Here is a 13115-nt window from a genome sequence, read left to right as displayed (position 1 = left end):
TGACCATCTTAGGCATCAACCACGAGCAACAGCATCAGGAACTGTTGGTTTCAGATATTAAATATACCTTGTCGTTGAATCCGCTATATCCAAAACTCTACGAAAAAAACTATGTCAACCATTTTAATGACTCGGAGGAATGGCTAAAAATCGATGAGGGCATTTACACTATTGGCCATGCCACCAATGACTTTTCTTTTGATAATGAATTGGGGGTGCATCGTGTCTTTTTGGAGCCGTTCGAAATTTCCAAGGGTCTTGTCACCAATGCCGATTTTATGGCGTTTATAAACGATGATGGTTATAAACAACCTAAAAATTGGTTGGATGAAGGTTGGTTTTGGATCAAGGAGAATAGGATAGCACATCCTTTATACTGGAAGATGGTAGATGATGAATGGCACCAGTACACCTTATCTGGTTTGGAAGCTATCGACAAAAAAGCTATTCTCACCCACATTTCATTTTATGAAGCTTCAGCCTATGCACAATGGAAAGGTTATCGATTGCCCACCGAATTTGAATGGGAAGTCGCCTCAAATAATCTGAGATGGGGAACGCATTGGGAATGGACCAACAGCGCCTATTTGCCTTATCCAAAATTCAAAACTGCCAAAGGAGCAGTTGGTGAATACAATGGTAAATTTATGATCAACCAAATGGTTTTGAGAGGTGCTTCCAGTGCCACGGCGCCTCAACACAGTCGCCATACTTATAGAAATTTTTTCCATCCCCAAGCACAATGGCAATTTTCAGGAATCAGACTTGCAAAATAATCTATGAATGAAAACTTCAAAAAGGACATCGATTTTGGCTTAAGTGCCACAAATAAAACCTTGCCATCCAAATATTTTTATGATAAAATTGGTGATGCCTTGTTTGTCGAAATCATGAACATGCCCGAGTATTATTTGACCAACGCAGAATTTGATATTTTCAAAAATCAACACCAACAACTTATAAAAGCACTCAAACTCGAAAAAAACAGCTTCTTTGAACTGGTAGAGTTAGGTGCGGGCAATGGTAGAAAAACCAAAGAGTTATTGAAAGCTTTGGATGAACAGGGGTATAATTTTAAATATGCCCCCGTGGATATTTCAGAAAACGCACTTGAACAATTAAAAACAGCTCTGAACAACGAATTGCCAACGGTTGGGATCAATCCAAAACAAGGCGATTACTTTAATGTTCTTGGCGATTTTAAATCCTTGGCACATCCCATCGTCGTTTTATTCTTAGGTTCAAATATTGGAAACCTTAGTGATGCAAGAGCCAAGGAATTTATTCAAAAATTGGAGCAAAATTTAAAAACTGGCGATAAGGTATTATTGGGTGTAGATTTGATCAAACCAAAATCTATCGTGCTTCCAGCCTATGACGACGCACAAGGCATCACCAAACGCTTCAATCTCAATTTATTAACGCGGATCAACAACGAGTTGGACGCCAATTTTGACCTCGATACTTTTGAGCACAAACCAGAATACAATGAAGAAGAAGGTATTGCTCGAAGCTTTTTGGTGAGCACCAAGGATCAAAACGTTGTTATTAAAAGCCTTAGCAAAACCTTCAGCTTCAAAAAAGGCGAAAAAATACATACTGAAACCAGTAGAAAATATAATGATCAAATTTTAAACACCATATTAGAGGGCTCGCTTCTAAAAATCAGCGATCGATTGACCGACTCACAACATCTCTTTGCAGATTATATTTTGGAAAAGCTTAAATAACCGTGGGAGTTTGAGAATTTCAGTGCACTTATATCCTAGTTTTCTTTGTGCTTCTCTTCAATCCATTTACTCATATATTTTGTAGATTGAAGGAGGTGATGCTGGAGCATTTGGCCCGTGAAGTTCGTCTGTCGATGTGCTTTCAGATGACGAATGGTGTGATGGATATCATTAAAAAATCCATCGTGAAAGTTCAGCTTATTGAATCGTTGGTTAAGGACTTTAAAACCGTGGTGTTGCTTTTCTCTCCAAATAGAGTTGTTTTCATAAAGAAGAACCGCATTTTCTGCGATTAAATCTGGTGCATCCACAACAAATCCATTCGGTTCTAAATCTCCAAACATCCCTTCCGCAGCAATAGAAGTCATGACACAAGGCGTTCCATTCTTCATGGCATCAACTAATTTCCCCTTTAGACCTGCACCAAATCGCAAAGGAGCTAAACACACTTTTGATTTTGCCATGACTTCATTAACATCTGTCGCAAAACCTTTGATCAAGAACCCACTCTTTTCATGGTGTAATTGATTCACTTTTTGAGAGGCATAGGCACCATAAATATGCAATTGCGCATGGGGTAATTTTTCCCTGATCAAGGGCCAAATAGTTTCTTTAAGATATAATATGGAATTATAGTTGGGCTCATGCAGAAAGTTACCGATGGTTACAAAATGTTGTCGATCTTCAACATTAGGAAGTCGGGAAATCTCTTGATTAGAAATTAAATCGAGTTGAAAAGGTAGATAAAGAAGTAAATCCGGAGGCATCTTAAACTCTTTCTTAAGGATATCCATTTCGACCTCTGAGATAATTAAAGAGAGGTCACAGCGATAAATACTTGCCATTTCACGTTTTGAAAAGTCATTAAAAAGATATGAGGAGTTAAAGGTCTTTCCGTCCTTAAAAGCCTGCTGCCTCCCCTTTCTCAGGCAGTGCAAATCTTCAGTATCGAGAATTCTTAAAGCATCTGGACATTGTTCCGCAACCCGCCAGCCAAATTGTTCTTCGGTCATAAATCGGTCAAAAAGTACCACATCTGGATTAAAACTCTTGACAAAATGATCAAAACTGGAATGGTTCATCTCGATATTGGCTTGCACGATTCCAATTTCAGATAAATCGAATGCATTATCGCTTTTGGCACAGGCGCTGGCAAAGATGATTTCATACTCCTCCTTTTGAAAAGCATTAATGAGTTGCATCATCCGGCTCCCCGCTGCAGAACTTCTGGGCTCTGGCCACACATGGCCGATAATGAGTAGTTTTTTATTTATCACGACTTCATTTTTTAGACGGGTGATTGGATTAAGGTGATGGATGACGGACGCTCGAAGCAATCGCCATTTTCGATTTTATTAATTTGAGGCATAAAAATAAGGAAATGTTTTTCGATGGAGACAAGGCTAGAGGTATTAAAACCCAATGGCAGGAATATATCGATTTCTCAAAATTTTTATTCAAACATACTTCGCGCCTGCAACTCTTAACTTCTAACTTTCTTTCTTATCTTTGCATCTTCCTTTTAACACAACAAAACAACGCATCCCATGTCATTATCACCTTTAAATGCTATTTCTCCTATTGATGGAAGGTATAGAAGCAGAGTCAGCAGTTTAGCCGATTATTTTTCAGAAGAAGCCCTGATCAAATATCGCGTTCAAGTAGAAATCGATTATTTTATTGCGCTATGCGAAATTCCCTTGCCACAACTCAAAAATTTTGATACTTCAAAATTTGATGATTTAAGAGCGATTTATACAGAATTTACAACTGAAGATGCGCTTGCCATTAAAGCGATTGAAAAAGTAACCAACCACGATGTTAAGGCGGTCGAATATTTTATTAAAGAAAAATTTGACGCGCTTAATCTGAACGCCTATAAAGAGTTCATCCATTTTGGATTGACCTCTCAAGACATCAACAATACCGCTGTGCCTCTAAGTATTAAGGAAGCCATGAACGACGTTTATGTCCCTGAATACCTAAGTTTGGTAAAAAAATTAAAAGAACTTTCCAAAGCATGGGAAAACATCCCGATGTTGGCACGTACACACGGCCAACCGGCGTCGCCTACACGATTAGGGAAAGAAATTGAAGTATTTGCAGTGCGCTTGGAAGAACAATTCAATTTGCTAAATGATATCCCGAGTGCTGCAAAGTTTGGCGGTGCAACAGGAAATTTCAATGCCCACAAAGTAGCTTATCCAAGTATCGATTGGAAAGTCTTTGGAACCGAATTTGTTCAAGGTAAATTGGGTTTGCAACACTCCTTCCCTACCACACAAATTGAACATTACGATCATATGGCAGCGTTATTTGATAATTTAAAACGCATCAACACCATCCTTATTGATTTGGATCGGGATATGTGGACCTATGTGTCCATGGATTATTTCAAACAAAAAATTAAGGAAGGTGAAGTTGGCAGTAGTGCCATGCCACACAAGGTCAATCCCATCGATTTTGAAAACAGCGAAGGCAATTTAGGAATTGCCAATGCTATTTTTGAGCACTTATCCGCAAAATTGCCGATATCACGTTTGCAGCGTGACTTAACAGATAGTACGGTATTGAGAAACGTGGGCGTACCGTTTGGCCATACCTTGATTGGATTCAAGAGCACCTTGGTAGGATTGGACAAATTGGTATTGAACGAACCTAAATTTAAAGAAGATCTCGAAAATAACTGGGCCGTTGTTGCAGAAGCTATCCAGACAATTTTAAGACGCGAAGCCTATCCAAATCCGTATGAAGCTTTGAAAGGATTAACGCGAACCAATACCACGATCAATCAAAAATCCATTTCAGATTTCATTAATACTTTAGACGTATCAAACGTCATAAAAGAAGAACTAAAACAAATTACACCAAGTAATTACACGGGAATTTAGAAGATGAACCAAATTGATAACATAGGGCTCCTACTTACAGGAATTATTACCCTTGGCCTTTTAATAGCCGGTATTTTTGATGTGCTCGATTACTTTATAGTAAAATTTTTGCTCATTGGAACTTTCATATGTATAGTAAGTTGTATGTTCATCAGATTGTATAATAACAAAAATCACCCAGATTCGTAATGTTTCATGGGTGATTTCAATATTTTTACTTTTTTATCTCGGCTTATTTAAAAAACTCGGTAAACTGACTGAGTTGGGAATCGTTAATTTTTGCTTTATCCAAGGCAGACGTTAAGCTCATGATTTTGTTGGGATTCATGTCACTTCCTAAGACTCTAACAATAGCGAATCCTTTCTTCTCCATATTTCCAAATAGGATAAATTCTTCAATATCGTCGTCCTTTCCTAAAGTCTTTATGATAAACGTTCCATCTTCAGGATTGCCTCCCCGCATTAACTCTTCATATTTAGAATCGTCCAAGATGTTTTTTACTTTTGCGATTTCCTCTTCATATTCCAAAGTGTTATCAGGAGTGACCTTGTAAGCCAACATATTCAACTTTTGTATGGATTTATAGGCCTCTTGTTGATCTTGGGTCAAGTGTTCCTTATCCAGATTTAGCATACTTAACGGCACATCTATCGAAAGAAAATTAGGTTGTTCTTGATTGTCTACGTAATACCGTTGTAATGATTGGTTTTGGTTGCAACTATAAACGGTTACAACCAAGAGCATCATCCCTGCAAGATTTTTGATTAATGAGATCATATTTATTGTTTTTTACCTTTTCCGGCCTTTTCAAGATGCTTTCCACCAGGCACATTCATTTTATTTGTTATTTTTGAGATCTCTCTCAAATCCACATCACCTACAATGGAAACTAGAATGGTTTCAAACTCTCTCTTTTCACCATTGATTTCAACCTTGGTGTCTTTGGTCAATTCTTTCAAACCACTGATATACATTAACAGTTCTTTGACATGGTTTTCATCACGGCCTTCTTTGACATAGAACTTTACCGTTTGGTTACCATCTTTAAATCGCATCAACTCATCCAATTTTGAGCTGCTAATATACTTCTCGGTATCAGCGGCCAAGCTTGACGAAATATTGTCATCCCCAGTACTCAATACTTTGATGCTCTCAATCTTTTTGACCATATCTAAATAGCCTTGGGCTTCCTCATCGTCAAGATCCACATCAATGGTCGCAATCATTTTGAACATTTTTTGACTGATGACTCCGGAGGTGACGCCCTTCATGGATTCATATTTATTAAAAAAGCTTTGTCCAAAAGATACCATGGGCGCAATCATAAGGGCTAAGACTACGACTGCTTTTTTGCTCACCTCACTCTTCTTTTGAAAATATGCGCGAAGGTTATTTGATTTTTTCATAATTTTTATATTTAATCAGGTTACTTGTTTTTAATTATTTTATTTGTTGCGTTATTAAATTCTTTGACATAGACCAGATTTTCAGCACCTTCATTCAACTTTGTGGACACTAGATCTAAGGCTCCCAAATGGGCAGAACCTTTATTAAGCTTTGTTGAGACTAAGTTAAACACCTCCATGGTTTGGTTGTAGGCCATCAATTGTTCCTGACTTAAATCGTCCAAGGTTGTGGTCTGGTTCATTTGGTTCATTTGAAAATAAGTGCCCAACATAAGAACTGCAACGGCCGCGACAGAAATCCATTGGTACGTTTTTTTTCGTTTAGGTTGTAATGGAACGTCTTTGGTAAACTGTTCTTGTTTGGTATGCGACACATATTGAAACAATAGCTTGTACGATTCTAAATGTGGAGGCACCTCTTCTTGGGCGAAATAAGCTCTTATTTGTGCTTCTTCAGCCAAGCTTGTTTCCGCATTGTCGTATTTTTCTAAAAGTTGTTCTATATTAATTAATCCCATAGCTGTGTTTTTTAGTCAATTTTTCTCTAATTGTTTTTCTTGCCCTTGACAAGGCCACTCTCACTGCAGTCTCGTTCATTTCCAAAACCTTTGCGATCTCATCAAATTCATAATCCTCAATATCTCTAAGTTGCACAATTATTTTTTGTTGTTCCGGTAGGGCCTCCATAATCTTAGAAACCCAGTCCACACTATCATTGAGTTCCATTTGCTTTTGTAAGGACACGTTATGATCCTGATAATTGCTGTGGACAATTTTTAAGTTTTGGGCTTGTTTCGATTTTAAACGGTCCAAGCACAAGTTTTTGGTCATCGTCATTGAAAAAGCTTCCACGTTATTGTACTCCTCAATCTTTTCTTTATTGTTCCATAACTTTATTAAAATCTCTTGCGTGGCATCTTCTGCTTCCTCTTTAGAAACCAAAAGCCGTCTAGCAAGCCTGTAGACTTTATCCTTAAAGGGCAATACCAATTTTAAAAAATCAGTTTGTGTCATTATGGTCAGTTTTATAACAGAGGAGTTAAATCTGTTTCTACTCTTACGACGAGAGATATTCAGTTTTGTTACAAATATTTTTAATTTTACAATAATGTAGGTAAATTTCGAGTTAAATTACCATCGAAATAATCCTTTATAAAAAAGAAGTCCCATGAAAGTTTTAAAAGTTGCCCTTTTTGCCCTGATTATATTTAGCCTAAACACGAGTTGTTTTAAAGACAAAGATGATGAACCTACTCCTCCTGCGATCGTTAAAAATGAAATTAATGATTTTGTATGGACCGCGATGAACATTTTTTATCTCTATAAGTCGGAAATTCCCAATTTGGCCGACAATCGGTTTACAAGCGAAGAAGCCTATATCAACTATATAAACGGGTATTCAGAACCGGAAGAATTCTTTGAAAGTTTGATATACCAAAGAGAAGTTGTGGATCGTTTCAGTTTTATAACACCAGACTATATTGCATTGGAACAACAGTTTCAAGGTGTTTTTAAAAGTAACGGTTTAGAATCTAATTATTATTTGGAGCCTGGTAGCAACACTAAGGTATTTGGAGTGGTTAGATTGGTATTGAATGATAGCGAAGGAAGTGCGGCTGGCATAAAACGCGGGCAGATTTTTAATAGTATAGATGGCGTTCAAATGACCGTAGACAATTTTAACGCGCTCTTAAACCAAGACACTTATACCTTAAATTTTGCGACTTACAACAGCAACGGTACTGCAACTACAGATGATGACTTCTTAGAACCTACCTCTGAGACCGTAAAGTTGACCAAAAAACCATATAACGAAAATCCAGTTCACACCTCTAAGGTGTTGGATATAAATGGCGCTAAAATTGGCTATTTAATGTATACCAGTTTTACCGGTAATTATGATAAACAGTTAAATGAAGCTTTTGGGGAATTTAAATCGGCTGGCGTCAAGCATTTGGTTTTAGACTTAAGGTATAATGGTGGCGGATCAGTCAATACCGCAGCACTTTTGGCGAGCATGATCACTGGTCAATTCAATGGTAAAGTTTTCTCGAAATTGGTTTGGAATGAGAATTTGCAATCCGAAAACACCTCTTATAATTTCAGAAATACCGCGGCCGGAGGCGTAGGCGCGATCAATTCTCTCAATTTAGAGAAAGTTTATGTTTTGACAACCAGTAGAACGGCTTCCGCCAGCGAGTTGATCATTAACGGGCTGTCTCCTTATATTGACGTGGTTCAAATTGGGGGTAGAACAACTGGAAAATCGCAAGCTTCAGTAACCTTATACGACTCTGAAAACTTTTCTCGTGAAAACGCCAATCCTAACCACACCTATGCCATACAACCTTTAGTAGCGGTGTCAGTTAATAAAGATGATGCACGTGTACCACCTAATGGCTTTTTAAGTGCAATGACACACTTCCAAATGAGAGAAGCGGTGAATAATCTTGGTGTTTTGGGCGAACCTACGGAACCGTTTTTTGCAAAAGCAATTGCCGATATTACTGGAAGTGCACGTCCATTCCTGTCTATAGATAATAATCTGATCCCATTAACTGATCACGTGGACAAGAAGTTGTTAGATAATGAAATGTATATTGATGTACTGGACCATCTTCCCGCATTTCAAAATTTGAGATAAAAGAACATCATATAAAAAAAGCCGCTATTTTTAGCGGCTTTTTTATTGACTATAAGATTAATCATTGAAATAAATTCCGCCTGGAATCAGACTTAATGTTATTGACTTAGTTTCTGTATTAGAACTTAAGTCGTAGACTTTCAATGATCCATTGCTTGAGAAATTACCAGCATCTACTCCATAGAGACTACCATTTCGAACGTTCATACCATAAAAATTAGTATTTGAAAATTCTGGTGTGGTTGGAAATGTGGTTGAAGATTCATTCATCTTATATACAGATCCACTTGCATACATATAAAAATTCCCACTGTCAAAACTTAAGTAAGACGGCGAAGCTATTTCTTCTACAAAATTTATAGTTTGTAAAACAGTATTAGTACTCCTGTCAATCTTGATCAAATTTTCAGATGATAATACCCATAAATTTCCATTAGAATCAAATTGAAGGGAATTTGGAGAGTTCCCTACCGTAATACTTAGTTCTAACTGATCGGTCATTGAATTAATAACATCTACTTTATTGCCATTCCCAAAAATACCTGTTGCCACATATACCTTATTATCCTTTGCCACAAGTTCTTCAGGCAAATAACTTGTGCTAATTGTGCTTATTACTTTATTCAAATTAAGATCGATCACTGCAACATAATCATCATCAGAGGGTGTGAAATCTCCCCAATTAGTAACATATCCTTTACCATTAGAGATGGTCATATATCTAGGATTTGACAACCCAGAGTCTATTGTGGCCACAGATTCAAAGGTATATCTATTTACCACTTCAATTTGATTGGACCCATTGATAATAATATATGCCAAGTCTCCATTAAAAGCCATGCTTTGAGCCACAGCACCTAATGTTCGACCATTCACATTCGAGAAAATATTGTTTTCTACCGTTGACAAATCGTTGGATACATAAGAAACAGTTCCGAAACCGCCTGAGAAGTTACCTTCGTGAGTTATTAAAATTCCTTTTTCATAATGGCTTAAAAATTCTTGCTGATGGTTATCATCATCACTACTACAAGAGAATGACAACACGAGTAATGATAATGCTAATACTAAATTGTTTAAAATTTTCATAGTTTAAAATTTCAGAGTTAATTGTAATTGATAATTTCGATTGGGCATTGGACGTAACGCCACATTTTCATAGGTTGTATTATAAAGGTTATTGATATTAAACTGTAAAATTGAATGGACATTTTTGGAAATTTCGTAAGTGTAGGAAAGTCCTAAATTCCCTATATTATACCCATCCAACTGTCCCCCAATAATGTCCACTTCACCGTTAAAGAGATGCTGATAGAATAATTCCATAGCTTTAAAATGATAACCGAAGTTTATATTGGCTTTGTGTAACGGTATATAGATGAGTTGTTTGGCATTGACTTCATTTTTAGAAACCGTATAGGAATACGCCGAATTCATATTAAGATGATGGTTTCCGATTTTGTGCCTTAAGTAGATTTCCACTTCGCCACCATAACTTTTCACATTATTAATATTTCTTGGACGAAACAATCCAGTGTTATCAGGTACCCATTGGATCATATCTTTGGTGTTGATATGATAAGCGTTCAATTTTAGATCGATAAATTTGGAGGAGAATTCCTGTCCGAAATCGATTTGATAAGAAGATTCAGGTAGCAAATCCAAATTAGCTCCAGGATTCCAATACAAATCATTGAATGTAGGCACCCTGAAATTTTTGGATCCATTTAATTTTAGTGCATAGCTTTCACTAAAACGATATTCGCCATCCACAGAAAACACAAGTGGACTTTCAAAATCTGATGTAAAATCTTTCCTAATGTTCAAACCATAAACCAGACGTTCAGAAAGCTGATGTCGCCACAATCCGGTGGCGGAAAAGGCATGCCGGCTTGGATCTGAAAAGCTATCTCCGTTGCCAGAGTACTTAGCAAACTCGATAATGGTCCGCAAATCAATAGCCTCAGTCAGTTTGATATTGAGATTGTGATTTCCTATAAAACTCTGGACCCGACCAAAGGAAAAGTGTTCTGTATCTTTATTCTCATAATATTTAAATTCTTCAAGAAGATGCACCACCTTCACTTTTGAGGTGTACTGTTTATGAAAATAGCCCCATTCCAACATCGACCTGTAATTGGTATCTTCGTATTTGCTTTTTGATGGTGCCAAGAGCGTTCCTGAAAAATTACGATCTCCTATAAAACTTTGGTGATATATTTTGAATACATGCTGGTCATTAAGTAGATAACCCGCATTAAGATTAAAACTTAAATTATCGTATTGCCCATTCTTATTGGTTTTATCAGTACCCAGATATTTATAATCATTTTCTGAATCGACGTAGGCAATTCCTAAATTAACCGACCAATGCTCTGAACCTGTTGAAAGACCGTAATTTGCTCGCTTGGTATCAAAACTGCCATAACTCATTCTGACCGTATGATCGGTGTGTTTCACAAACGACAAGGCATTACTCAAATGCACACTTCCTCCTATGGCACCACTGCCGTATTGTACACTGCCTCCACCGCTGCGGATTTCAACGGAATCATAATTGGAAGTATTGATAGTATTAAAATCGACTTGTCCATTAAGCTGGGAATTGATATTGATGCCATTCCAAACCACCGCGGTCTGTGACGCATTCGTACCTCTAAAAGATGGCGAAGACACCATGCCATAGCCATTTTCCTTAAAGTAGATATTTGAATTGTAGCGAAGTAAATCGGTCAATGACCACGGGCTTTTGGTTAAAACAGAATCTTTTAATACCGTTACTTTAAAACCTGAGGCGTAGCGTTTCAACTTCACATCGCTCAAGAACACTTCGTCCAATGTTTGGATAGAATCCAGTTGTGCATGGACAACATTTACGTTGCCAAGAACTAAAATAATAAAAATATAAAGTAGTCTTTTCATAATCTAAAGGCTCTTTACCCGAAAGCCGCTTTTGATGATGAAATTGGCAGGTCTCCTGACTTGCGTCTTCATGTTCGTCTTCCCATCGCGCAATGCGTAACAGTGACTTGAAGTGTAACATGAAGCGTTATAGCTTACAGTTGCGGGAACAGTATTGGATTTTAACCAAATTCCCTTTTAATTGACATAGATTATTATATCAAACCAAATTCGGGGCAAAATTAATCATTTTTAATGGATAATGTCCGAAGGTTTAAATTGTTTTTAATCCATAATCTTCCCCTCAGGCAAGTCGCCTATTTCACTTAATAATCTTACTTTTGAGGTGAAAAAATAAGATTGTGAAGAAATCATCACTTTTATTACTGTTTTTAATCCTTGTTAACTGCAAAGAAGACAAGCCATTGCCACTGGAATCTAAGACCACTGAAAAGGGAACCACATCACTTTCTTATGCTGAAGGTTTTTCCATAGCAAACCATCCGGATTTTAAGGTATTGGAAATAAAAAATCCGTGGCCAAATTCGGATAAAACCTTTCGCTATGCATTGGTCAGCAAAGAGATGGCACCAAAAATCACTTTAAATAAAGATGAATTTGATGCTATTCTGATCACACCGATCGAAAAAATAGTGGTCACTTCCACCACTCACATTCCGGCTATGGAATTATTAAATGTACAAACCACGTTGATTGGTTTTCCAGACACGAATTTTGTGTCCTCAGAAAAAACAAGAGCTTTAATTGATAAAGGTTTGGTGAGAGAATTGGGCAAGAACGAAAGCATCAATACGGAAGTACTATTGGAGCTCCGGCCAGAATTGGTGATTGGTTTTGGCATTGACGGCAACAATAAAACGTTTGACAATATACAGAAAGCAGGAATTCCCGTCATCTTTAATGGCGACTGGGTTGAAACATCTCCTTTGGCCAAAGCCGAATGGATCAAATTTTTTGGTGTGCTTTACAATAAGGAGAAAAAAGCCGATTCGATATTCAAAAACATTGAAACTGATTATTTAGAAGCTAAAAAGATTGCCCAAGATGTCACTCAAAGTCCCACAATATTAAGTGGCGCCATGTACAAGGATATTTGGTATTTGCCTAGTGGGACGAGTTCTGAAGCCATTCTCTTGAAGGATGCCAACGCTACCTATCTATGGAGCGACACCACAGATAAAGGTAGTCTTTCCCTCAATTTTGAAGTCGTTTTTGATAAAGCTAAAGATGCCGAGATTTGGATCAGTCCCTCCTATTATTCGAGTTTGGAAGCCATTGAAAAAGCGAATCCCCATTATACCAGGTTTAAAGCCTTCCAAAACAAAGCGGTCTATTCCTTTGTCAATACCACAGGAAAAACCGGTGGCGTTACTTATTTTGAAATGGGCATGGCACGACCTGATTTGGTGCTAAAGGATTTAATTAAGATTGCGCATCCGGAATTATTAAGCGACTATGAGCCTCATTTTTTTGAGCGTTTAAAATAAAATAAATATTCAGGTCTGCCAGGTTTCTAAATCC

12 protein-coding genes and 1 riboswitch are annotated in these 13115 nt (G+C 37.3%); of the genes, 5 read left to right on the top strand and 7 right to left on the bottom strand.

Annotated elements, in window-relative coordinates; genetic code table 11:
* On the top strand, window positions 1–776 hold a 776-nt coding region (locus tag VLZ86_RS01245; RefSeq protein ID WP_325447896.1), incomplete at its 5' end, for an SUMF1/EgtB/PvdO family nonheme iron enzyme.
* Window positions 777–779: 3 nt separating this feature from the next.
* On the top strand, window positions 780–1730 hold the full coding sequence (locus VLZ86_RS01240) for an L-histidine N(alpha)-methyltransferase (protein WP_325447893.1): 951 nt from the start codon (window positions 780–782) through the stop codon (window positions 1728–1730).
* 35 nt (window positions 1731–1765) lie between these two features.
* Here VLZ86_RS01240 and VLZ86_RS01235 read toward each other — a convergent pair whose 3' ends face one another.
* Window positions 1766–3004: a glycosyltransferase gene (locus VLZ86_RS01235; RefSeq protein ID WP_325447903.1), complete on the bottom strand. Its 1239-nt coding sequence runs from the start codon at window positions 3002–3004 to the stop codon at window positions 1766–1768.
* A gap of 273 nt (window positions 3005–3277) precedes the next feature.
* Between VLZ86_RS01235 and purB the strand changes: the two genes are divergently transcribed.
* Window positions 3278–4621, top strand: a complete 1344-nt coding sequence (purB, locus tag VLZ86_RS01230; protein ID WP_325447890.1) for an adenylosuccinate lyase — start codon at window positions 3278–3280, stop codon at window positions 4619–4621.
* Between the two features lie 232 nt (window positions 4622–4853).
* Here purB and VLZ86_RS01225 read toward each other — a convergent pair whose 3' ends face one another.
* From VLZ86_RS01225 to VLZ86_RS01210, 4 genes are read right to left on the bottom strand one after another with little or no spacing between them, the layout of a single operon-like run.
* Window positions 4854–5399, bottom strand: a complete 546-nt coding sequence (locus VLZ86_RS01225; protein WP_325447888.1) for a DUF4252 domain-containing protein — start codon at window positions 5397–5399, stop codon at window positions 4854–4856.
* A 2-nt stretch (window positions 5400–5401) separates the two neighbouring features.
* Window positions 5402–6028 (bottom strand): DUF4252 domain-containing protein, encoded by a 627-nt coding sequence (locus VLZ86_RS01220; RefSeq protein ID WP_325447886.1) that lies wholly within the window; start codon window positions 6026–6028, stop codon window positions 5402–5404.
* Window positions 6029–6048: 20 nt separating this feature from the next.
* Window positions 6049–6546, bottom strand: coding sequence for a hypothetical protein (locus tag VLZ86_RS01215; RefSeq protein ID WP_325447884.1), 498 nt, complete (start codon window positions 6544–6546; stop codon window positions 6049–6051).
* The gene (locus VLZ86_RS01210) at window positions 6533–7042 is read right to left on the bottom strand and encodes an RNA polymerase sigma factor (RefSeq protein WP_325447882.1); all 510 of its coding nucleotides are present in this window, start codon (window positions 7040–7042) and stop codon (window positions 6533–6535) included. The genes VLZ86_RS01215 and VLZ86_RS01210 overlap by 14 nt, the downstream gene beginning before the upstream one ends.
* Window positions 7043–7196: 154 nt before the next feature.
* Here VLZ86_RS01210 and VLZ86_RS01205 point away from each other — a divergent pair, with 154 nt between their 5' ends.
* Window positions 7197–8672, top strand: coding sequence for a S41 family peptidase (locus tag VLZ86_RS01205; protein WP_325447880.1), 1476 nt, complete (start codon window positions 7197–7199; stop codon window positions 8670–8672).
* Window positions 8673–8729: 57 nt separating this feature from the next.
* On the opposite strand, the gene VLZ86_RS01200 is transcribed toward VLZ86_RS01205, so the two are convergent.
* Together VLZ86_RS01200 and VLZ86_RS01195 are read right to left on the bottom strand one after the other, a co-directional pair.
* Window positions 8730–9761 (bottom strand): DUF5074 domain-containing protein, encoded by a 1032-nt coding sequence (locus VLZ86_RS01200; RefSeq protein ID WP_325447878.1) that lies wholly within the window; start codon window positions 9759–9761, stop codon window positions 8730–8732.
* A 3-nt stretch (window positions 9762–9764) separates the two neighbouring features.
* Entirely contained in the window at window positions 9765–11594 is a 1830-nt protein-coding gene (locus VLZ86_RS01195; RefSeq protein WP_325447876.1) for a TonB-dependent receptor plug domain-containing protein, read from the bottom strand.
* Window positions 11595–11622: 28 nt separating this feature from the next.
* Window positions 11623–11818, bottom strand: a riboswitch (cobalamin riboswitch).
* Between the two features lie 117 nt (window positions 11819–11935).
* Between VLZ86_RS01195 and VLZ86_RS01190 the strand changes: the two genes are divergently transcribed.
* Window positions 11936–13081, top strand: coding sequence for an ABC transporter substrate-binding protein (locus VLZ86_RS01190; protein WP_325447874.1), 1146 nt, complete (start codon window positions 11936–11938; stop codon window positions 13079–13081).
* Window positions 13082–13115: the final 34 nt, after the last annotated feature.

The sequence above is a fragment of the Gelidibacter sp. genome (genome assembly GCF_035515035.1).
In the GTDB taxonomy this organism is placed as follows: domain Bacteria; phylum Bacteroidota; class Bacteroidia; order Flavobacteriales; family Flavobacteriaceae; genus Gelidibacter.
This window is presented reverse-complemented; position numbering and strand designations above follow the sequence as displayed.